Here is a 19,857-nt window from a genome sequence, read left to right on the forward strand (position 1 = left end):
GCAGTCTATCGGGCGCACTCCCGCGGCCGTCGCCGAGGTCGTTCCTACTGCCTGGGAGGGACCGAAGCCGGTGCCCGGCGGCAGGGGGCGTTGTTCGCCGCTCAGCTTGTGCCGATGCCGGGCGCTCAGACCGAATCGATGTCGCGCACCACCCGGAACCCGATGTTCGAGGCCGAGGAGTCCGGGGTGTTCGATGACCTCGCTGCGACTCGGTAGCGGTTGCAGTATGAGTCGTGGCAGAGGAACGAGCCTCCGCGCATGACCCGCTTCTCCCCCGTCTCGGGACCTTGGGGATCGGTCTGGGGCGAGCGCCGATAGTAGTCGCGTTCGAACCAGTCGGCACACCATTCCCAGACGTTGCCGACGGTGTTGAATACGCCCAGCCCGTTGGGTTCGTAATGGCGGGCCGGAGCAGTGCCGATGAACCCGTCGTCGAGGGTGTTCGTGCGGGGGAAATCACCCTGCCAGATGTTGCAGTTCCACTGTCCGTCCACGAGCAGACGGTTTCCCCAGGGGTAGCGTCGGCCCTTGAGTCCGCCGCGGGCGGCGCATTCCCATTCGGCCTCGGTCGGCAGTCGAGTCTCCGACCAGGCGCAGTACGCTTGTGCGTCGTCCCAGCTGATCTGGACGACGGGATGATCACCACGGCCCTCGATCGATGATCCGGGGCCCTCGGGTGCCGCCCAGTGCGCTCCGGAGACTTCGACCCACCAGGGCACGCCCGGGGCCTGTCCGAGAACGTGGCTGTGTGCCTGCGGGTTCGATTCGAGCAGCATCGCGAACACGGCCGAGGTGCCCAGACGCTCAGCTGTGGTGGTGAATCCGGTGTCGGCGACGAACCTGGCGAAATCGTCGTTCGTCACGCTCGTCGTGGCGATGGCGAATGCGCTGAGACTCACCCTGTGGCGCGGGCCCTCCCCGTCTGCCGGGTGGCCGTCGCCGTAGGGGTCCCCCATGTCGAAGTCGCCTCCGGCGCTGACGAAATCGAAGGCGAACCCGGCGAACGCAGCTGGGGTGCTGCCCCGAATTTCACCGAGGGCCTCGCCCGGTGCGGGCTCCTCATGGCGGGCCGCGGAGTCCACATCTGTGTCGGACGGAGCGGTCGCCTCGGCGTTCGTGCCGGGGACGCGACGGGTGGCGGCTGGGGCACAGCATGCGTGCCCGCTCGGCTCCCCGGCCCCGTTCGATTCCTCGGCAGCACTGGGGTCCCGGGTGATGACCCGGTCCCCGGCCGCCTGCGGGTCTCCGCTCTTCGTCACGTGTGAGTGCCCCTTTCGCTCTGGTCCTGCCGACATGGTGCAGGTTCTGGGATCACCCTATGACTTCAGTCGGTGCCGGGGACAGTCCGACGTGTGCGACTCAGGTGAAGACGCTGACTCCGCCGGGGCCGACGAGGCAGCCGACGACGATGAGGACGATGCCCCACAGCAGCTGTTTGCGGAAGATCGCGAAGATGCCGGAGATGACGAGGATCGCTGCGATGATCCAGAGGATGAAAGCCATGATGAGCTCCTAGTTCTGTTGAAACACCTCATTCGAGGTTCGTCCATCCTGACACGGCACAGCACGCTTGCCCAGCCCCTCTTCGGCAACACGCCGTGTCGCATTCGACAGTGATCGTCGTGTGTCTGAGCCGTGACCGGCGAATGACCGGTCCGGTCTCCTCCGGCAATCGTTTCGGCAGCGCCGATTCGGGTCATCCCATCGTCTAGGGTGAGAACGGACAGCCTGCCCGGGCGATCGCAATCTGCGACCGCAGTGTCTGGGTCGAACCGACGGGCGAACGCCAGACGAGAACGGGGACGACGGTGCTGCGGACACGGACGACGACCGGTGCCGATGCCGTCGTGGACGGTCCTCTGCCGTGGTCGCTGCTGGCCGCCTCGGTGATCGTCGCCGCACTCATCGAGCCGTCTCTGCTCTGCGGACTTGCGGCACTGGCGGTCCTGGCCATCGGCGGCGTCGCCCGCCTGCGCCGCGGTGCGCCGTGGACCCCCGCCGACGCGGTCACGGCCACGCGCTTGGGACTCGCCGTCGTCTGCGTCTCTCTGCTCCTCACCGATGGTCCCGGCTTGAGCTGGTCTGCTGTGGCCGTCGGGTCCGCGGCGCTGGCGCTCGACGCCCTCGACGGGTACATCGCCCGCCGCACCCGGGCCACCGAGGCGGGAGCGGCCTTCGATGAGACCGTCGATGCCCTGTTCGTCCTCCTCTTCTCCCTCGCCCTCATCCCGCTGTGGGGTGTGTGGACGGTGCTGCCGGGACTGTACTACTACGTGTTCACTGCGATCACTGCCGTGCGCACGCAATGGCAGCAGAAGCTTCCGTATTCGCGGATGCGCAAGGTCGTGGCAGCGGCGCAGGGCATTCTGCTCATCGCAGCGGGCTCTCCCCCGGCGCAGGCCCATCCATGGTTCGGCTTCGCCTGTGCGGGTGCTGCTGTGACGGCGCTGAGCTGGTCGTTCGGGCGTGACATCGTCTGGCTCGAACGCCACCACTCTGCTGTTCACGACGCTGCTGGACCGGGTCGGCATCCCTGATCACCGCAGGCAACCTGCCTATACTGCAACCATGGCTTCGATGCATGGCCGCACCGGCACGACCAGGCTTCTGGCGGGACCGCCCAGTTCGCTGCCGACGAAGCACGGGGTCTTCACCATCCGCTCATTCACTCACTGCGGCATCGCTCATGCCGTGCTGAGCATGGGTTCCCCAGAGTCCGAAGGTGCTCCTCTGACCCGCGTCCACAGCGAATGTCTGACCGGGGATGCGCTCGGCTCTCATCGCTGCGACTGCGGTGACCAGCTGGAGGCCGCTTTGGCCGCCATCGCCGAGGCCGGCACCGGGATCATCATCTACATGTCCGAACACGAAGGACGCGGAATCGGTCTGGCCGCCAAGCTCGAGGCCTACGCCCTGCAGGACGGAGGACTCGACACGGTCAGCGCCAACCGGGCCCTGGGCCTGCCCGATGATGCCCGGGACTATTCCGCTGCCGCTGCGATCCTCACCGACCTCGGCTGTCCCCGCGTGCGCCTGCTCAGTTCGAATCCGAGCAAACAGGATGCGCTCGAAGCCGCCGGCATCGAGGTCGTCTCCCGGGTTCGACTGCCGGTGGAGGACCGGCCCGAGAACAGGGCGTACCTGACCAGCAAGCGGCAGCGGATGAACCATGATCTCCCGCCCGAGTCCGCCGGCTCGGGCGATGTCTATGTCACTCTGGTGAACGAGGTCGAGGTCGTGGCCCAGTTGGCCCAGAGTCAGGACGGTTTCATCGCCACGAGCACCGGCGATGCCCGCTTCGTGTCCGGGCAGGCAGACCGCACCCATCTCCATCGCATCCGCGCCAGTGTCGGCGCTGTCCTCGTCGGCGCACGGACCGTCATCGCCGATGATCCGCAGCTGACGGTGCGGGCGGTCGAGGGTGAGAATCCCGTCCGCGTCGTCCTCGACCCCCACGCGCGGGTGCCTGCCACCGCCACGGTGTTGGCGACCGGCCCGACCCCGACGCTGTGGATGATCGGCACCGAGGCGGCCGTACCGCCCGGCATCGCCGCTCATGTGAGGGTTCTCCGCCTGCCGCCGGCCGCAGCCGGTGAGCCTGTGGATCCCCGCACGGTCGTCTCCCTCATCCGCGACGAGGTCGACGGGTCCCTCCTCATCGAAGGCGGCGGCCGCACCGTGTCGAGTTTCCTCACCGCCGGTGTCCTCGACCGGCTGTTCCTCACCACCGCACCGGTCTTCATCGGAGACGGTGTGCCCGGCATTCGCTTCCAGGGTTCTGAGGTGATGGCGCAGGCGCTGCGCACCCCGTTCCGTCGCCTGGAGTTCGGTGAGGACATCTGCACCGAGTACCTGCTCAGTCCTGCCGCGCTCGATCATTCCCAGCACGATCCGATTCGGCCGGTGCGGACCGGTTCCTGCCCGCCGTCCACACCGTGAACAGTCCGGGCAGAGTGGAGATCATCGCGAGCAGGCCGTAGCCGGTCGCCGCGGTCGCTGCGGTCTCCATCGAGACTGCGACCCCGCCGGCGATGAGACTCATCGCCAGTTCTCGCACACCCCAGCCGCCGACGCCGATGGGGATGCTCATGGCGGCGAGACCGACGACGGCGAGCACCGGCACCACCGGTCCTCCGAGCGCAACCATGGCGCTGAGGAAGAGGAGGAAGAGTGCGAGCATGCCCAGCGCCGATGATGCCCACACGATGACTCCGAGACGCCAGTCCATCCCCCTCATCCCGAGCACGGAGATCGCCAGTGTCGCCGCAGAGACGGCTGCGGCTGCCCCTGCCAGGGACGGTGAGATTCCGATGAGGCTCACCGAGGCGGTTGCGAAGAGCAGAGTCGTCGTGCTCAGCCGTTCGGCGCCGACGGCGGTGAGTGGGGACAGCCATCTGCGGGGCCCGGTGCGTCGGTAGACCGCGACGCGTGCGAGATCGCCGCCGAGTCCGCCGGGCAGCACCATGTTGAGCAGACTCGAGGAATAGCAGTCGGCGAGCGCCGTGGGCCAGGCGATGTCGGTGCCTTTGAATGACAGGAGCAGCTTCCAGCGCAGAGCCTGGGCCCCGGTCATGACGAACCCGCAGGCCAGTGCCGTCGGAACCGTCCAGACATTGAGCACTCTCCATCCGTCGAGAAGCGCTTGGGCACCGACGACGCGCGCTGTCAGCAGGAGCAGGGCGACGGTGATGAGGACCATGAGGATCCTCTTGGTCCAGGTCACGGTCGGTGGGTTCCGCTCGCGTCGATGAGGAGGTCCGCGTGGTCGACTCGCACACTCAGGCCGGTACGGAGTTGAGAGTGCCGTGCGGTGAGCCAGTCCCGGCCTGTCTGCGCCAGGTGCGGGGAAGCGCCGATGGCAGCGTCGATGCGTTCGCTGAGGAAGCGGGTGAGGAACTCATGATCGTGTGGGGCGTGCAGCAGCCAGGGGCTCTGCCCGGACGTGATCGTCGCTTCGCGATCCGCTGCCAGACGGGCCAGGGCCTCCGGTGCATCGCAGCCGAGTCTGCCGTAGCGGTGCTGGTGGGCGGTGAACGCGTCGTTCAGGATCGTGTCGTGCTGATGGGGCGGGTCAAGGGTCCACCCGCCGGTGATGCTGAGGAGGAAGAGCCCGATGCCGCGGAAGCGAACGAGCGTGTCGCTGATCGTCTCCAGGTCGGAGCGGGTGAGCACATCGAGTACCGCGCTGCAGGTGAGCAGCAGTCGCGGTGCGCCGGATTCGCCGTTCCCTGAAGCTGGGGAACCGGCGGTGCCGGCCTCGGCGGTGTTGAGGAGGTCGGCGGTGAGGGCGGGCAACTCGGAGATCTGAGCGCAGATCGCTGAGGCCTTCGGCATGGTTCGAACCGCCTGGTCGAGGGAAGCCTGATCAGCGTCGATGAAGACCCAGTCGAGCTCGCGGCCGGGCATGCGTTCGCGCAGTCGGTCGTCGAACCATCGGGCCGAGTTCCCGGTGCCCGCCCCGATGTCGATGACGAGCAGCGGCTCGTGATCGCCGTCCGGTGGGGCAGCACCGGGTGAGACGGCATCCGTTGGAGCCGCGTCGGCCGAAGCCGGGGCTGCATCTGCCGAGGCCGGGGTGAGCACCCTCACCGCGTGGTCGAGCAGATGCAGGGACTGCTGTTTGGCTGCGTCGTCGACGGGGACGCGCAGGTCCAGCCAGTCGGCATCGGCCGCGGTCATGGGTCTCCTCCGGGGGTCGACACCGCGGCCATCACCTCGTCGACGGTCTCTGCCCAGTTGCGCACCGCTTGTGTCCGTTGGTCGCGTGCCTCGGACTGCAGGCGTGTCCGGAACTGCGAGTCTTCGGCCCACCGGTGCAGGGCCCGGGTCCAGGCAGCGGGTTCGTGCGGGAGGGCGATGCCCGCCTGCAGAGGCTCTTCGGCACCGGTGCCGGCAGTGACGAATGCTGGGACACCGGCCGCGGCCGCCTCGGCGACGACCATCCCGTAGGCTTCCGCTCGCGAGGGCAGCAGCAGAAGATCGGCTCGGCCGAGGAGCGCGTCGATGTCAGGAGCGGGCAGCTCACCGAGGATCTCGGTGCTGTGTGTGGGCAGAAGCGTGCACGCGGTGCGCAGCCGCTGTTCGTAGGCGGAGTCGGCGACGGGGCCGGCGAAGCTGCAGCGCCAGTCGAGGGGAGTCTCGCCGAGGTCACACAGCGCCTCGGCGAGGAGCAGCTGGCCCTTGTTCGGGGTGATCGCTCCGATGCACAGGAGGTGCTCTCCGGTCTCACCGACCGACTGGGCACGCACCCGGTTGCCTGGTCGGGCCACCTCGGCGCGGATCCCATAACGCGAAGACAGCCGCGCTGCGGTGAAACGGCTGGTCGCGACCACACCGGCCGCGGATGAGAGCGCACGTCGCTCCCGCTCGGCCTCTGCCGATGGTTCCGGACTGTCTCCGGCCAGGGAATGGACGATCACATGCACCGGTCGGGGCGGGTGACCGGAACCGGCCGATTCGACGATTCCGGGCAGTCCGACGGCGATGAGACCGTCGAGGAGGATCGGCCCGGCCCCCGCGCGGATGGCGTCGGCGACCGCGGCCGCTTCCGCCTCTCCCGGTCGGGTCCAGTCGCCGGGCACGGGGTGGCGAACGATCCGTCGTTCGGATGCCTCGGTCAGCGCCCGGTTGAACGCCAGTCCCCCGCTGATGCGGCCGAGGACGGGCTCGATGAGGTGGAGGGTCATGGGCGGTCGGGCACGGTGTAGGTGACGGATGCCCGCGGATTCTCCTGCAGATCGACGCGGATGCCGATATGGGGACGGCCGCTCAGGGAGTCGGCGAGGCGGTCGGCGATGTACTGGGCGACGGTTTCGGTGGTGCTCAGGCGACCGCGGAAGTCCGGATGCTCATCGAGGTTCGCATAACGCAGCGGTGTCAGGGCCGCATCGAGCAGGCTCATCGCCTCCCCGATGTCGAGCACGACCGCATGTTCGTCGAGGTTCTCCCGGGAGAACGTGGCCTCGACGGCAAGCGTGGCGCCGTGCATGGCCTGGGCGGGGCCGAAGAACTCGTTGGGCAGGCTGTGGGCGATCATCACGTGATCGTTGACGGTGAGGCTGAACATCGGTGTCTCCTTGTCGCTGCGGTCACTTCGTTGCGTGCGGTCGCGGTCGGTTCCCGGCCGGTCGATCGGCCGGCCGGTGGGCCGGTCGATGGGCCGGCCGGTGGGGCCGGTCGTCGGGTGCTCAACCGGGCTGAGGATAGTCGATGATGTGGCACAGGGTGTCGGCGGCGAGGTGGCCGTCTGAGGCGAGTTCGTCGATGATCCCGGGCAGCTCCTGCCACGCGGATGTGCCGGTGATGAGGGCGTCGAACCGGTCATCGGCCAGGGCCCTCAGTGCTGCCTGCAGCCTCTGCCCGCGGGTACGACGAGCCCGGTGTCCGGCCGCCACCTCTCCGACTTGGGAGGCGATGATGGTCAGCCGGCGGGCGTGGAAGTCCGCGCCGAGCGGCACCGTCGGGCTGGACGAACCGTACCAGGAGGCTTCGACGAGGGTGCCGTCGTCGCCGGTGATCTCGAGCCCGCGCGTGAGTCCGGCTTCGTGGCCGGAGGTGTGGATGACGATGTCGCTGTCGACCGAGGCCTCCTCGGGAGCCAGGGCGCACAGTCCCAGGGACTCGAGCATTGCGCGGCGGTCGGGATTGACGTCGATGACTTCGAGACGTTCCAAGGGCATCCGAGATGCCAGGAGCGCGGTGGAGGCGCCGATCATTCCGGCGCCGATGATGCTGAGCCGGTCGGAGAAGCGCGGGGGCTGCTGCCAGAGGATGTTGATCCCGGTCTCCACTGCCCCGGCCAGCAGTGCGCGGTGGTCATCGACGCCGTCAGGGATCTCGTGGACGTCGTCGACCGTGACGATGTGGTGGCTGTGGTGCGGCAGGAGACCGAACACCCGGCGGCCGATCCAGTCCGAGGGTCCTTCGTCGACGATGCCGACACTGAGATACCCGTAGGAGACGGGGAATGGAAAGTCCCCGATCTGGTGGGGTGCGCGCATCAGAGCGGTGACCCGGTCGGGGATCCGCCCGGTGTGGACGAGTGTCTCCGTGCCCTTCGACACCGCCGAGGCGGTGGTGCGGATCCGCAGCTGTGCCGCCGCATCGGGGTCGACGTGCGGGGTCGGCACCTCACGCCAGGCCCCTCGTCGGGCGGCTTCGGTCCAGTACTGCCAAGCCATACTCCGATCGTACAGGTGAGCCCGCCCCAGGCCTGTACTCCCCGCTGGGAATGCGAGACAGTGGGCAGATGAGCGCACACGCCCCGAACGAACCGCTGCTGCACGCCGCTGTCAACGGTGATCGCGACCATCCGGTGACTCCCCGCACACCGGAGACGATCGCCGCCGAGGCGGCTGCCGCGGTGGCATCCGGTGCGCAGGTGGTCCACTTCCACCCCTTCGATGAGATGGGGCGGCAGACCTTCGATGCTGCGGCGGTCGCGACCACGATCCGCGCGGTGCGTGCCGCCTGCCCTGGGATTCCGATCTCCGTGAGTACCGCGGCCGAGATCGAACCCGATCCGCAGCAGCGGCTGGCCCTCATCACCGAGTGGACCGAGCTGCCCGACCTCGTCAGCGCCAATCAGGGGGAAGCGGGGATCGGCGAGGTGTGCACGCTGCTCAGCGGGCGCGGCGTCGGAATCGAGGCGGGTCTGCTCAGTGTCAGCGATGCGGCAGCCTTCGTCGATTCGGGGGCGGCGGACCGGTGCCGTCGGGTGCTCGTCGAGCCCACCGTGACCGACCCGGATGCGGCCCTGGCTCAGGCTGCGGCCATCGAACGGGTCCTCGCCGAGGCGGACGTCGACCTGCCTCAGGTCCATCACGGTGAGGGCATCGCCTCCTGGGTCGTCAATGCGCGAGCCATCCGCCGCGGGCACGGCATCCGCACCGGTTTGGAGGACACCCCGGTCCTCATCGACGGCACGCAGGCGTCCGGCAATGGCGCTCTCGTCTCCGTCGCGGCCGGGCTCCTCGCCGAGCTCGGCTCGTCAGCCCGCGTCCACCCACTACCCTGAGACCATGTCTTCCGACTTCATCAAACAGCGTCCCGGCGCCCCGGCCGGTTTCTTCGCCGCCGAGGCCGCCGGTCTGCAGTGGCTGGCCGAACCCGGAGTCGTTCCCGTCGTCGAGGTCCTCGACCACGGGGCGGACTTCCTGCGGCTCGAACGGCTCGGCGAGGTCGCCCCGAGCGCTGCCGTGGCACGCGAATTCGGGCGCAAGCTGGCCGGGCTGCATGATGCGGGAGCTCCCGGCTTCGGGTGGACCCCGGCGGATTCGGCATTCTTCGGTCCGCTCGATGCCCCTTTCGAGGTGAGCACCGAGTCAGGGTCCTCATTCGCTGATTTCTGGGCCGATCGACGGCTCCTCCCGCTGCTGTCGTCCCTCTCAGGAGAGCTGAGCGGCGAGGAGGAAGCGGAGATCGCCTCGGCGGCGTGGGCGATCGGCGTGGGCAGCTTCGACGGGATCTGCGGTCACGGTGTCGAGGAGCCTGCGCGAATCCACGGCGACCTGTGGTCAGGCAATCTCCTGTGGACGGCCGCGGGAGGCACCCTCATCGATCCGGCCGCCCATGGCGGCCATCGGCTGGAGGACCTGGCGCTGCTCGACCTCTTCGGCACTGCGCACCTCGAGGAGATCTTCGCCGGCTACGAGGAGGCTCATCCTCTGCCGGAGGGATGGCGTGAGGATCTGCCGGCGCACAGCTTCTTCGCGCTTCTCGCCCATGTCCGTCTCTTCGGACGCGGTTTCCTCGACCAGACTGTGAACGCGGCCCGGTCGATCACCGCACGGGCGCGGCGCCTGCGCGACTAGGACCGGTTCGATCCGCGGCCGCGGATCGAACCGGTCCCAGCTTGCCGGGCGCGCGGCACCCAGGAGTCACTGCAGGGAGATCTCCACCGGGTCGGAGAAGAGTCCGCCGGCGAAGGTGAGACGGTCGGCGTCGACGTCTTCGGGGACGTCGAAGACGAGCACGCCCTTCGCCGTGTTTCCGGGGTTGATCTCTTCGAGGAAGAGGATGTTGTTCTCGGCGGCGTAGATGCCGGCCTCGGAATCCGCCGAGTAGGTGTTGCCGTTGTCATCGCCGAGTTTGATGTCGTCTTCGAAGAAGTAGTCCGGTTCCGATCCGGTGTTCTTCACAGACAGTGCGATCTGCACGAACTGGCCCTGCGCTTCGGCACCCAGATACTCGTCACCGACCTTCGACACACCGTCTTCGATGGAGTCGACGGTGATCTCCCAATCGTCGGCGGCCACCGTGTCACCGACTCCGTGCGCGGCATCCTCGGCAGGCTCGTCCGCGTCCTTCTCATCCGCGGATTTTCCGGACTGCTCGGAATCGGCCGAGTTCTCCGCCGAGGAACCGGTGGTGGTTTCGTCTCCACCACCGCCGAGCGCGCTGAAGATCGCAATCACGACGATGATGACGAGCAGCCAGAACCACCAGCGTTTGAGCAGTGGCTTCTTCGGCTTCGGCGGCTTCTGAGCGGAGCCGCCGGACTGCTGCGGCGGGTAGTTGCCGCCGGCACCAAATGCGGGTGCATGCTGTGCGGGCGCCCACTGCTGCGGGTCGTGGGGCTGGGGCGCCGGCTGGCCCTGCGGGCTGTGCGGGATCTGGTACTGCGGGGAATTCTGGTACTGAGGCTGCGAGGACTGGGGTTGCTGCGGGGAATTCTGGGGGTTCTGCGGCTGGGACATGACGCTCCTTCGAGACGGCTTCTGGCTGACTTCTCCAGCCTCGTCGCTTCGACCGTCCTGCACGTCCGCATTCGGGCTGGAGTCTGCCGACCGAACGGTTGACCGTCCCCAGCCCGATGGTGGACTACGTGTGTCAGTGCCCCAGTTACGATTCATATGTGTCAGAACATCCCGTCCCTCCGCCGACGATCCCTCGCGGCGTGCGCATAGCCGGCAGCCTCCTCGTCGGCCTCATTGTCTATCTCTTCGGGATCCTCACCTCGTCGATGGCCCTGACTGCCAACTCCTGGGCGTTCGCCGAGGGCGAGCTCAATGACACCGGGCTGGTCGCGGTCCTCCTGCTGTTCCTGGTGTGGGCACTGGTGTTCATCCGCCGCCGGTGGCCGTGGGGCCCCTTCATCGCAGGCGCCCTGCTCACCGCAGCCTGGGGCGATGCGCTTCTCCTCCTCATCGCCGTCTTCCACCTCGTCATCCGCGCACCCAGGAGGCAGGCGATCACTGCCTCGGCGGTGGGCACCGGCTTGGTCGTGTTCGCCACGGTGAGGATGTGTCTGGCTCCGCCCGAGTACAATCCCTTCAGCATCTTCTTCCTGCCCGACCCTGCGCAGGTGTCGGGCATCGAAGCCACGATCCCGCCGGACGATTCGCACCTGGCGATCAGAATCATCACGGTTGCGGCCTGCCTCATCGGTCTCGGGGCGGCGCTGGGAGTCGGTGCGCTTCTGCGTCGGACCAAGAGGATGAGAGCCGTGGAATCGGTCGCGCAGCGTGAAGCTCTGCGCAATGAGTCGCTCACGGCCGAGATCGCCCGGCAGTCCGAACGAGAGCTGCTGGCACGCGAACTCCACGACACCCTCTCCCACCGCCTATCGGTGATCTCACTGCACAGCGGCGCGCTGGAGGTGGGGGCGCAGACCGATCCTGAGGTCGCGTCGACCGCCTCCGCTCTGCGGCAGGAGGCTCGTGCCTCATTGGCGGATCTGCGCCACTTGGTGGGAGACGTCAGAGAGGGCAATCTGTCCGATCCGCGACCGCAGCAGGAACCCTCGGCACCGCCGAGCCGCGCGACGATGACCGCGCTGCCGCAGCTCATCGCCTCCGTGCAGTCCACCGGAACGCACGTCCGTCCCCTCATCATCATCCAGGACGTCGAGTCCTGCCCGCCGGCTCTCGACCGGACGGTCTATCGCATCGTTCAAGAGGCACTGACAAATGCGATGAAGCATGCACCGGGCTCGCCGGTGACGGTCGATATCGCAGTCTCGGCCGCCGGCGGTGTGCAGATCTCGGTGACCAATCCCCTCATCCGCACCCCGGACGCGCTGGAGCCTCAGCTGGCTTCGACCGGGTCCGGAGCCGGGCTGGTCGGCATCCGCGAACGCACCGAAATGTTCGGAGGCGAAGCGTCGATCGGTGTGCGCGGTAAGGAGTTCCACGTCGTGGTGAGCTTCCCGCCGTTCCCGCCGTTCCCGCCGCAGACCTGAGCCGCGCCCTCGCGGCCCGCGCGCCCGTCGCACGCCTCCGCGAGGCCGTGATGGGGCACAGGCGCCCGAGGCACAGCGAATCGTGTCACGGGTCTCGGGTAGTGTGACGCACATGAACCACACCGTCTCTCCGATCCGCGTCATGATCGTCGATGACGACCCCATGGTCATCACCGGAATCCGAGGAATCCTGCAGGCGGCCGACGATATCGAGGTCGTCGGTTCGGCCATGAGCGGTGAGGAAGCAGTTGAGGCCGCGGCCCTCCACTATCCCGATATCGTCCTCATGGACATCAGAATGCCGGGAATCGGCGGGATCGAAGCCACTGAGCGACTGCTCAACAGCGTGCGGGCGCCGAAAGTGGTGGCACTGACGAGCATGAACAGCGACGACCATCTCTTCCGAGCACTCGAGGCGGGAGCCGCGGGCTATCTGCTCAAGGACATCGGCCCGGTGGAACTCGCTGTCGCGGTCCGTAAGGTCCACGCCGGGGAACCGATCCTCGCTCCGCAGTCCATGCGCCAGGTGATCGCCCAGATCACCTCGGACTCCGACCGTCGCCTGCAGCGAGAAGCCGCGACTCTGCTCTCGGCACTCACCGACCGTGAAAGGGAGATCGCCGCACTCGTGGCAGAAGGCCTGTCGAATCAGCAGATCGCAGAGGAGACGTTCATGAGTCTGGCCACGGTGAAGACCCATATCAACAGGATCAACATCAAACTCGACACCGACAATCGGGTCCGTGTCGCGACCACGGTCGTCCGGGCCCGAGGATTCTGAGCAGAATTCACCGTTTCTTTATCACCCACAGCAGAAGTGATTGTCCACGCCGTCTAAACTCGTAGCTGATGGTTGCTGAGTCATATGTCGAATCCGAGAAGCTGATCAGCAGCCCCACAGATCGTGGTCCTTGGAAGACTCGAGTGCGGGGGCTGCTGTCCCGAGCAACCTCAATCTGGACCCTCGCGATCGCCTTCCTTGCAGTCACGGCCGCCGCTGCCGGACCCCTGCGCGTCTGGGACTACACACTCAACCGGCGGTGGCTCTACCTGGCCGAACCCGATCTCGTCTGGTTCTTCCAGCACATCCTCGATCCCATCGCCGGGCAGGCCGTCTGTCTGCCGGTGCTCGCGATCACCGCGATCGTGCTGTCGCGCAAGAGACAGTCGTGGCGACCGGTCCTCTTCGCCCTCGCCACTGAGGCGGCCTTCTATCTCGGCATCGGTTCGATGAAGATCCTGCTCGCGCGACCGGCGACGACGCTGCATGACCCCCGCTTCTTCCAGGACGGTCTCCTCGGACTCGGCGGGCGCGGAATCAGCTACCCGTCCGGACACGCCGCCGAGGCGGTGCTCATCTACGGCGCGGTCGCCTACCTCATCTGTGCCTACAGCACCGTCTCCACCCGCACCGTGCGACTGCTGTGGTGGGGTGTCGCTGCGGTGAGCGTGAACTCCGTCATGGTGTCCTTCGCTCTCGGCTGGCATTGGGCGACCGACCTCATCGGCGGTCTCTTAGCGGGCGGACTCTTCCTGCGCATCCTCATAGCGGCAGACCGACGACGGCCCGTCCTGCGGACGTGATGAGGCGCGAGGTTCCGCCGTCCCGCAGACGAACCCGACAGTCACACGGCTCTCAGCCCAGCCTCACAACCAGGAGTCGTCGAGATCGGCGAACGTCGTCGACCGGCTCTCAACGAGGTCGAACCACGGGCCGGTCAGCGGCAGCTCATGAGTGAAGAAGTACCGCGCGGTTGCGATCTTGCCCTGCAGGAAAGATGAGTCTCCGCGGTCCTGGGCAGTCGCCTCGGCGGTCATGCCCTGCTGCAGCCACAGCCACGCCATGACGGTGTGGCCGACCGCTTCGAGATAGGTCCACGCGTTCTCCAGCGCCGAGACCGGATCCCCATCGGACCACACCGCGGCGGTCACGGTTTCGATCCGGTCAGCCGCCGAACTCAGCGCCGAGGCTTCGTCGTTCCAGGCAGAGGTGTCGGCCGCCTCGGCGATGGTCGTACGCATCTGCTCGAGCAGGACCCGCAGTCCCTCTCCCCCGGATATCACGACCTTGCGGCCGAGCAGATCCTTGGCTTGGATGCCGTGCGTGCCTTCGTGGATCGGGTTGAGCCGATTGTCTCGGTAGAGCTGCTCGACATCGTGGTCGCGGGTGTAACCCGCTCCTCCGAGCACCTGAATGGCGTGGTCGTTGGCTTTGAGGCACCATACGCTCGGCCAGGTCTTGACGATCGGGGTGAGCACGTCGAGCAGCAGAGCCGCGCGATCGCGCTCGGCCTGGGTTTCGGCCGTCTCGGAATCGTCGAGGAGACGAGCGGCGTAGAGGGTGAGTCCGAGGCCGCCTTCGACGTAGCTCTTCGAAGCCATGAGCATGCGCCGGACGTCCGCATGCGCGGTGATCGGCACCGGCGGAAAGTCGGCGCCCTTGGCTCCGTCGGGACGCCCCTGACGACGATCGCGGGCATAGCGGAGGGCGTCGAGGTACCCGTGATAGCCCACGGCCACGGCTCCCGCACCGACTCCGATACGGGCCTCATTCATCATGTGGAACATGCAGGCCAGCCCCTTGCCCCGCTCCCCGACAAGGTAGCCGACGGCACCGGCTCTGCCGGCGGGAGTGTGGGCTCCCTCGCCGAAGTTGAGCAGAGTATTCGTCGTTCCGCGCCAGCCCATCTTGTGGTTGAGGCCCGAGAGGACGACGTCATTGCGTTCGCCGAGGCTGCCGTCGTCGTCGACGAGGTGCTTCGGCACGAGGAACAGACTGAGTCCTTTGACTCCGGGCTGGTCGCCTTCGGCGCGGGCGAGGACGAGGTGGACGATGTTCTCTGAGAGCTCATGGTCGCCGCCGGAGATCCACATCTTCGTCCCGTGCACGCGGAAAGCCCCTTCTCCTCCGTCCGGATCGGGCACGGCCTTCGTCGTGACATCGCCCAGCGAGGAGCCGACCTCGGGCTCGGACAGGCACATGGTGCCGAAGAAGCGCCCGTCGAGTTCGGGCAGGACATACTTCTCGATCTGCTCTTCGGTCCCGTATTCGAGCAGCAGGTTGGCATTTGCCATGGTCAGCATCGGATAGCTGGCGGTGGCGATATTGGCCGCTTGGAACCAGGCGAAGCAGGCCTTCGCCACGGTCTGGGGCAGCTGGATGCCGCCGAAGGATTCGTCCATCGTCGCCGACAGCAGTCCGATGTCGGCGAACTGGCCGAGTGCGGCCTTGATCTCCGGGATCAGCGTCACCGTCTTGCCGTCGAAGGTCGGTTCATTGAGGTCGGATTTGCGCGCGTGCGGGGCGAACTGCTCCTTGGCCAACTCTTCGCTCGCGGAGAGCACCGAGTCGAAGACTTCACGCGAGTGGTCGGAGAAGCGCTGCCTGCTGCACAGCTGATCGACTCTCAGCCAGTCGTAGAGAAGGAAATCGATGTCGGTGGTCGAAAGGATGGACTCTGTGGTGGCCTGCACGACGCCATTGCCGGTGTTTTCATCAGTCACAGCTTCAGTTTAGGCCAAACGTTCGTTCAGTAAAGGACTGACCGCGGTTGCAAGCACGAGGCCCTGCCCGGTCCGCTGTGTTCCTGGGCAGGGCCCTGAGTCGCCTCTTCAGAACTGGATTCCCCTCGTGAGAGCACCATCGATGAGGAGATTCGCGCCCGACGTTCGGCTGCTGCACGGGCTGGAGAGGAAGACGACGCTGGCTGCGGTCTCTTCAGGAGTGCCCATGCGTCCGGTCGGGTTGAGTCCGAGCGCATAGTCGAAGAGTTCGGGGTCGCCGGTCTCGATGCCGGGCCATACACCGTTCGGGTGGTATGTGTTCCCCGGAGACACGGTGTTGACCCTCACTCCGGTCTCAGCCAGCTGCAGAGCCAACCCAGCCATATACCCGATGATTGCGGTCTTCATCGTCCCGTACGGGCCCGAAGCGAAGTCGGCCTCTCGACCCGAGACACTCGAGATGGCGATCAACGACCCGGCTTCGCTGTCCTTGAGGTGGGCGATCGTGGCTTTCGCCAAGTTCACCGTCCCCATCAGGTCGACGTTGAATGAGCGGTACCAGTTCTCTTCTGTGTCCGGTATCGCCAAGGCGCTGACATTGGCGACGACCATGTCGATTCCGCCGAATTCCTCAGCGGTGGACTCGACCCAGTTGTTCAGCGACGTGCTGTCGCTGACATCGAGCGCCGTTCCGATGACCCTCCCCTGTGCTGCGCATTCCAGTTCCGTGTCGGCGACTTCTTGAGTGCTGCGAGCACAGAAGGCCACATTCGCGCCCTCGGCGAGAAAAGCCTCGACGATTGCCCGACCGATTCCTCGCGTTCCGCCCGTGACCATGGCGGTCTTCCCGCCGATCCTCAGATCCACTTGTCGTGCCTCTTTCCCGAACTCACCACGACGCACATCACTCGGCTCAGTGACATGCGCCCCTCCGGCTACCGGAGTTCCCGTGCACGCCGACGCAGGTCCGCGTGGATGCCGTCGAATGCCGCGGCACTCGGCAGCAGAGATTTCGCCACTTTCGTCATGACGCTGTAATTGGTGTCGACCACGTTGGCCACCGGGACCAACGCGATCTGAGTCAGCAGCTGGTAAGCATCCATACTGTCCAGACCGAAGAGCTCCGAGAGCCAGCGGATCATCTCGACCTGAGAGATCCTCCACGAATCCTCCATCGGACGCGACGAGCCCACAACCATCCAGTGCTCATCGCTCTCCAACCGCGGCCACAGCGGAGCCCCTCCTTTGATGAGGTCGACGATGATCGTCGAATTCATCGCCCCCTCCACCGCGGTGCCGCATGCCTCACCTTCGCCCTGGCGGTAGTGACCATCGCCGATGGAGAACAGCGCTCCCTCGACATTCACACCGAAGTATGCGGTGCTGCCGACCCGCATCTCCGGCGTATCCATGTTGCCGCCGAAACGCTCGGGAGTCAGCGATGAGTGCGCTTCTCCCCCAGCGGGCGCGACTCCGACCGTGCCCAGCATCGGTTCGAGAGGCAGTGCGAGTTCGAAATCGCCTGCCCGGGTCTGGAAGCCCACAGTCTGTGCGGCAGTGTCGATGTCATAGATCCATACCGCTTCCGGAAGTGCGTCGTGGAGCAGACTGGTCCGGTCTGTGGCCGTCAGCCCGCCGAAGAACGGAATCGTCGCCGAGGCGCCCCAGCTGCGGGCGGGCGTCAGATCGACGATGTGGATGGCCAAGGTATCGCCCGGTTCAGCGCCGTTGAGGTAGAAGGGGCCCGTCTGCGGGTTGAGCCTGTGCGGATCGAGCTGCGCGCTCGGCACATCGGATCGTGAGGTGATCGCGTTGTTGAACGCGTCTTCGGACCACAGCCGCAATGCCGTGCCGGGTTCGATTGCGGCCACCGGTGCAACACCGCCGAAGGTGTAGGCGAACTGATCCGGCCGCGGCGCGAAGTCGAAGATCTCCATATCTCATGGTAAGTGATGGCGATCACGCAGCCAATGGCCTGCCGCAAGCACTCGGTCGTCCCTCCGACGGCGACATTCCAACCAGCTGATCGTGAATGCCCACTATGATCTCTCCTGGCGGTCTCTCCTGCCGCCACGCACTATGTGAAAGGCAGGCTCTATGCCCTCCCTCGTCGATTCGAGCCCGACGGGCTCCGGCCATCAGCCGCAGAAGTCGGGGCTCCTTCGGGTCCTGCGCAACTATCGCTTCCCGCTGTTCATCCTCGCCGGGGTCGTCATCGGTGCGATCATCGGACTCGTCTTCGGAGAGCGCGCCACCGTCATCAAACCCTTCGGCACTCTGTTCATCAATATGATGTTCACCCTTGTCGTGCCTCTGGTGTTCTTCTCCATCGCCTCAGCGGTAGCGGGAATGTCCTCTGCCAAGCGACTGGGAAAGATCCTCGGCGGCATGCTCGGAGTCTTCGCGGTCACCGGCATCATCGCCTCGGTCGTCATGATCGCAGCCCTGTGGATGACGAAGGCCACAGAGGGGGTCCAGGTCGAGATGTCTCAGCCCGACGACGTCGAGGAGGTCGGATCGATCGGCGATCAGCTCGTATCCACCTTCGTCGTCGACGACTTCTCGAAGATCCTCTCCGCCGAGCACATGCTCGCACTCATCGTCTTCGCCGTCGTCGTCGGCATCGCCACGTCGAAGATCGGTGAGGCGGGCAGGCCGTTCGCTCAGTTCCTCAACTCCGGCTCCGAGGTGTTCCTCAAGTTCACCTCGATCATCATGTACTACGCACCGATCGGCTTGGGCGCCTACTTCGCGGCCCTCATCGGCGAGCTCGGGGCGCAGCTGGTCGGCGACTATGTGCGCGCCTTCCTCGTCTACTACCCGGTGGCGATCGTCTACTTCATCCTCGCGTTCACTCTCTATGCCTTCTTCGCAGGCGGCCGTCGCGGAGTCACCCGTTTCTGGGGCAACATCATCGAACCGACGGCGATCTCCTTGGGCACGTCCTCCTCGGTGGCGGCGATTCCGGCGAACCTGCGAGCCGGCGAGCGCATCGGCGTGCCCCGCGATGTCAGGGAGACGATCATTCCGATCGGAGCGACGATCCACATGGAAGGTTCGAGCCTGTCCGCGATACTTAAGATCTCCTTCCTCTTCGCCGTCTTCGGCCGCGACTTCTTCACCCCGGGCAACATCCTCATCGGCGTCGCTGTGGCGCTGCTGGCCGGGATGGTCATGGCCGGAATCCCCTCGGGCGGGTTCATCGGCGAGCTGATGATCATCACCCTCTACGGCTTCCCGGCAGCAGCGCTGCCGATCATCCAGATCATCGGCACAGTCATCGACCCGCCGGCGACCACCGTGAACTCTGTCGGCGATCAGGCCAGCTCCATGATGGTCGCTCGCATCCTCGATGGGAAGGACTGGATGGACCAGGAGGAGGACGCACGAGCCACCTCCGCCGAAGCGTCGGCCGACACGACGTCCGCCGACCAGACGTGATCACGATTTGATTCCGTCAGGTCACTTGTTTTCGTCATACTTCTGCGGCTTCATCGTCGGTGACTCCGAGCCCTGGTCGAATATCTCGGAGATGCCGCATGATCGCAATGAAACATTCGCAATCGGACTTCGGCTTCCAAGCCTTTGCTCAGGCTCCGGGCGGTGCTTCTCACTTGGGCGGACGATACTCAGCTCCAGCAATGACCACGATCTGCAGGAGGATTCGCCACCATGTTCATCACCGCCGCTCACCGTGTGTCTGCCGCAGCGGCCGCCGTCGTCCTCGGCAGCGGTCTGCTCTCGGCCGGTCCGGCCGTTGCCGGAGAGCCGTCCGGCGCGCAGACGACCGCATCGACATCGACTGAGTCGGAGGCGCCTGAAGTGAGACGAACGGCAGCCGACACACACAGCGTCGGTCACCCGAACACCGCCGCGGACTATGCGGACGGCCTCATCCGCGCGTGGGTCTCAGGCACGACCGGCGACCTGGAGAAACGAGCACGGCCAAAAGTCGTCAGAGCTCTCACTGCGCAGGGGGATGCTCATGTGAAGCAGTGGAAGCGCGTGGCCGCCGACGCCGACGAGACGACGGCCACCGCCGTCTATGCCAACCGGACGACCGGCCGTCTGCTCACTCTCGAAGTGGACAGGCATGCCGCTGCGAAGAACGCGGATCGCGCCGTGCTCACAGCGCGCTTCACGAGGTGAGAACTGAGTCCGGACCTGCGGGT

20 protein-coding genes are annotated in these 19,857 nt (G+C 66.3%); 9 read left to right on the top strand and 11 right to left on the bottom strand.

Features of this window, described 5'->3' with window-relative positions:
- Nucleotides 1-125 precede the first annotated feature (125 nt).
- Both ACQE2J_RS13470 and ACQE2J_RS13475 read right to left on the bottom strand, forming a co-directional pair.
- The gene (locus ACQE2J_RS13470) at nucleotides 126-1,259 is read right to left on the bottom strand and encodes a formylglycine-generating enzyme family protein (protein WP_346763072.1); all 1,134 of its coding nucleotides are present in this window, start codon (nucleotides 1,257-1,259) and stop codon (nucleotides 126-128) included.
- Nucleotides 1,260-1,359: 100 nt separating this feature from the next.
- Entirely contained in the window at nucleotides 1,360-1,503 is a 144-nt protein-coding gene (locus ACQE2J_RS13475) for a GPGG-motif small membrane protein (RefSeq protein ID WP_167854354.1), read from the bottom strand.
- A gap of 305 nt (nucleotides 1,504-1,808) precedes the next feature.
- On the opposite strand from ACQE2J_RS13475, the gene ACQE2J_RS13480 reads away from it, so the two are divergent.
- The gene (locus ACQE2J_RS13480) at nucleotides 1,809-2,537 is read left to right on the top strand and encodes a CDP-alcohol phosphatidyltransferase family protein (protein ID WP_167854353.1); all 729 of its coding nucleotides are present in this window, start codon (nucleotides 1,809-1,811) and stop codon (nucleotides 2,535-2,537) included.
- 31 nt (nucleotides 2,538-2,568) lie between these two features.
- Nucleotides 2,569-3,939 (top strand): GTP cyclohydrolase II RibA, encoded by a 1,371-nt coding sequence (gene ribA / locus ACQE2J_RS13485; RefSeq protein WP_135538049.1) that lies wholly within the window; start codon nucleotides 2,569-2,571, stop codon nucleotides 3,937-3,939.
- Here the strand turns inward: ribA and ACQE2J_RS13490 are convergent.
- The 5 genes from ACQE2J_RS13490 to ACQE2J_RS13510 all read right to left on the bottom strand — a co-directional run bounded on the left by ACQE2J_RS13490 (nucleotide 3,857) and on the right by ACQE2J_RS13510 (nucleotide 8,180).
- Nucleotides 3,857-4,723: a lysylphosphatidylglycerol synthase transmembrane domain-containing protein gene (locus ACQE2J_RS13490; RefSeq protein ID WP_135538047.1), complete on the bottom strand. Its 867-nt coding sequence runs from the start codon at nucleotides 4,721-4,723 to the stop codon at nucleotides 3,857-3,859. The genes ribA and ACQE2J_RS13490 overlap by 83 nt on opposite strands.
- Complete coding sequence (locus tag ACQE2J_RS13495; RefSeq protein ID WP_135538045.1) at nucleotides 4,720-5,679, bottom strand: class I SAM-dependent methyltransferase; 960 nt, start codon at nucleotides 5,677-5,679, stop codon at nucleotides 4,720-4,722. The genes ACQE2J_RS13490 and ACQE2J_RS13495 overlap by 4 nt, the downstream gene beginning before the upstream one ends.
- On the bottom strand, nucleotides 5,676-6,686 hold the full coding sequence (locus tag ACQE2J_RS13500) for a glycosyltransferase (protein ID WP_135538043.1): 1,011 nt from the start codon (nucleotides 6,684-6,686) through the stop codon (nucleotides 5,676-5,678). Before ACQE2J_RS13500 ends, ACQE2J_RS13495 begins: the two co-directional genes overlap by 4 nt.
- Complete coding sequence (locus tag ACQE2J_RS13505; RefSeq protein WP_135538041.1) at nucleotides 6,683-7,066, bottom strand: 6-pyruvoyl trahydropterin synthase family protein; 384 nt, start codon at nucleotides 7,064-7,066, stop codon at nucleotides 6,683-6,685. The genes ACQE2J_RS13500 and ACQE2J_RS13505 overlap by 4 nt, the downstream gene beginning before the upstream one ends.
- 121 nt (nucleotides 7,067-7,187) lie before the next feature.
- Entirely contained in the window at nucleotides 7,188-8,180 is a 993-nt protein-coding gene (locus ACQE2J_RS13510; RefSeq protein WP_135538039.1) for a zinc-dependent alcohol dehydrogenase, read from the bottom strand.
- A 68-nt stretch (nucleotides 8,181-8,248) separates the two neighbouring features.
- Between ACQE2J_RS13510 and ACQE2J_RS13515 the strand changes: the two genes are divergently transcribed.
- Together ACQE2J_RS13515 and ACQE2J_RS13520 are read left to right on the top strand one after the other, a co-directional pair.
- The gene (locus tag ACQE2J_RS13515; RefSeq protein ID WP_426936475.1) at nucleotides 8,249-9,016 is read left to right on the top strand and encodes a 3-keto-5-aminohexanoate cleavage protein; all 768 of its coding nucleotides are present in this window, start codon (nucleotides 8,249-8,251) and stop codon (nucleotides 9,014-9,016) included.
- Between the two features lie 4 nt (nucleotides 9,017-9,020).
- Nucleotides 9,021-9,812 carry a fructosamine kinase family protein gene (locus tag ACQE2J_RS13520; protein WP_426936476.1) on the top strand — a complete coding sequence of 264 codons (792 nt, stop codon included), beginning with the start codon at nucleotides 9,021-9,023 and terminating at the stop codon, nucleotides 9,810-9,812.
- A 66-nt stretch (nucleotides 9,813-9,878) separates the two neighbouring features.
- Here the strand turns inward: ACQE2J_RS13520 and ACQE2J_RS13525 are convergent, their stop codons facing one another.
- On the bottom strand, nucleotides 9,879-10,697 hold the full coding sequence (locus ACQE2J_RS13525; protein ID WP_426936477.1) for a DUF4352 domain-containing protein: 819 nt from the start codon (nucleotides 10,695-10,697) through the stop codon (nucleotides 9,879-9,881).
- A 158-nt stretch (nucleotides 10,698-10,855) separates the two neighbouring features.
- Here ACQE2J_RS13525 and ACQE2J_RS13530 point away from each other — a divergent pair, with 158 nt between their 5' ends.
- From ACQE2J_RS13530 to ACQE2J_RS13540, 3 genes are all read left to right on the top strand, one after another.
- Complete coding sequence (locus ACQE2J_RS13530) at nucleotides 10,856-12,181, top strand: sensor histidine kinase (RefSeq protein ID WP_426936478.1); 1,326 nt, start codon at nucleotides 10,856-10,858, stop codon at nucleotides 12,179-12,181.
- A gap of 112 nt (nucleotides 12,182-12,293) precedes the next feature.
- The gene (locus ACQE2J_RS13535) at nucleotides 12,294-12,962 is read left to right on the top strand and encodes a response regulator (RefSeq protein WP_426936479.1); all 669 of its coding nucleotides are present in this window, start codon (nucleotides 12,294-12,296) and stop codon (nucleotides 12,960-12,962) included.
- Nucleotides 12,963-13,030: 68 nt separating this feature from the next.
- On the top strand, nucleotides 13,031-13,765 hold the full coding sequence (locus tag ACQE2J_RS13540; protein WP_240689598.1) for a phosphatase PAP2 family protein: 735 nt from the start codon (nucleotides 13,031-13,033) through the stop codon (nucleotides 13,763-13,765).
- A gap of 63 nt (nucleotides 13,766-13,828) precedes the next feature.
- Here ACQE2J_RS13540 and ACQE2J_RS13545 read toward each other — a convergent pair whose 3' ends face one another.
- The 3 genes from ACQE2J_RS13545 to ACQE2J_RS13555 form a co-directional block, all read right to left on the bottom strand.
- Nucleotides 13,829-15,685 carry an acyl-CoA dehydrogenase gene (locus ACQE2J_RS13545; RefSeq protein WP_240689597.1) on the bottom strand — a complete coding sequence of 619 codons (1,857 nt, stop codon included), beginning with the start codon at nucleotides 15,683-15,685 and terminating at the stop codon, nucleotides 13,829-13,831.
- 108 nt (nucleotides 15,686-15,793) lie between these two features.
- Nucleotides 15,794-16,552, bottom strand: coding sequence for an SDR family NAD(P)-dependent oxidoreductase (locus ACQE2J_RS13550; RefSeq protein WP_135538028.1), 759 nt, complete (start codon nucleotides 16,550-16,552; stop codon nucleotides 15,794-15,796).
- A 68-nt stretch (nucleotides 16,553-16,620) separates the two neighbouring features.
- Nucleotides 16,621-17,622: an acetamidase/formamidase family protein gene (locus tag ACQE2J_RS13555; RefSeq protein ID WP_135538026.1), complete on the bottom strand. Its 1,002-nt coding sequence runs from the start codon at nucleotides 17,620-17,622 to the stop codon at nucleotides 16,621-16,623.
- Between the two features lie 160 nt (nucleotides 17,623-17,782).
- On the opposite strand from ACQE2J_RS13555, the gene ACQE2J_RS13560 reads away from it, so the two are divergent.
- Nucleotides 17,783-19,126, top strand: a complete 1,344-nt coding sequence (locus ACQE2J_RS13560) for a dicarboxylate/amino acid:cation symporter (protein ID WP_135538024.1) — start codon at nucleotides 17,783-17,785, stop codon at nucleotides 19,124-19,126.
- Nucleotides 19,127-19,357: 231 nt separating this feature from the next.
- On the top strand, nucleotides 19,358-19,834 hold the full coding sequence (locus ACQE2J_RS13565) for a hypothetical protein (RefSeq protein WP_135538022.1): 477 nt from the start codon (nucleotides 19,358-19,360) through the stop codon (nucleotides 19,832-19,834).
- Nucleotides 19,835-19,857: the final 23 nt, after the last annotated feature.

It is taken from the genome of Brevibacterium sp. LE-L (assembly GCF_050214925.1).
Lineage (GTDB): Bacteria > Actinomycetota > Actinomycetes > Actinomycetales > Brevibacteriaceae > Brevibacterium.

Excerpts from the sequence above, each read along its gene's own strand:
- ACQE2J_RS13475 (WP_167854354.1), bottom strand. The coding sequence starts at position 1,503 with ATGGCTTTCATCCTCTGGATCATCGCAGCGATCCTCGTCATCTCCGGC.
- ribA (WP_135538049.1), top strand. The coding sequence starts at position 2,569 with ATGGCTTCGATGCATGGCCGCACCGGCACGACCAGGCTTCTGGCGGGA.
- ACQE2J_RS13495 (WP_135538045.1), bottom strand. The coding sequence starts at position 5,679 with ATGACCGCGGCCGATGCCGACTGGCTGGACCTGCGCGTCCCCGTCGAC.
- ACQE2J_RS13500 (WP_135538043.1), bottom strand. The coding sequence starts at position 6,686 with ATGACCCTCCACCTCATCGAGCCCGTCCTCGGCCGCATCAGCGGGGGA.
- ACQE2J_RS13505 (WP_135538041.1), bottom strand. The coding sequence starts at position 7,066 with ATGTTCAGCCTCACCGTCAACGATCACGTGATGATCGCCCACAGCCTG.
- ACQE2J_RS13510 (WP_135538039.1), bottom strand. The coding sequence starts at position 8,180 with ATGGCTTGGCAGTACTGGACCGAAGCCGCCCGACGAGGGGCCTGGCGT.
- ACQE2J_RS13515 (WP_426936475.1), top strand. The coding sequence starts at position 8,249 with ATGAGCGCACACGCCCCGAACGAACCGCTGCTGCACGCCGCTGTCAAC.
- ACQE2J_RS13520 (WP_426936476.1), top strand. The coding sequence starts at position 9,021 with ATGTCTTCCGACTTCATCAAACAGCGTCCCGGCGCCCCGGCCGGTTTC.
- ACQE2J_RS13525 (WP_426936477.1), bottom strand. The coding sequence starts at position 10,697 with ATGTCCCAGCCGCAGAACCCCCAGAATTCCCCGCAGCAACCCCAGTCC.
- ACQE2J_RS13535 (WP_426936479.1), top strand. The coding sequence starts at position 12,294 with ATGAACCACACCGTCTCTCCGATCCGCGTCATGATCGTCGATGACGAC.
- ACQE2J_RS13540 (WP_240689598.1), top strand. The coding sequence starts at position 13,031 with ATGGTTGCTGAGTCATATGTCGAATCCGAGAAGCTGATCAGCAGCCCC.
- ACQE2J_RS13555 (WP_135538026.1), bottom strand. The coding sequence starts at position 17,622 with ATGGAGATCTTCGACTTCGCGCCGCGGCCGGATCAGTTCGCCTACACC.
- ACQE2J_RS13560 (WP_135538024.1), top strand. The coding sequence starts at position 17,783 with ATGCCCTCCCTCGTCGATTCGAGCCCGACGGGCTCCGGCCATCAGCCG.
- ACQE2J_RS13565 (WP_135538022.1), top strand. The coding sequence starts at position 19,358 with ATGTTCATCACCGCCGCTCACCGTGTGTCTGCCGCAGCGGCCGCCGTC.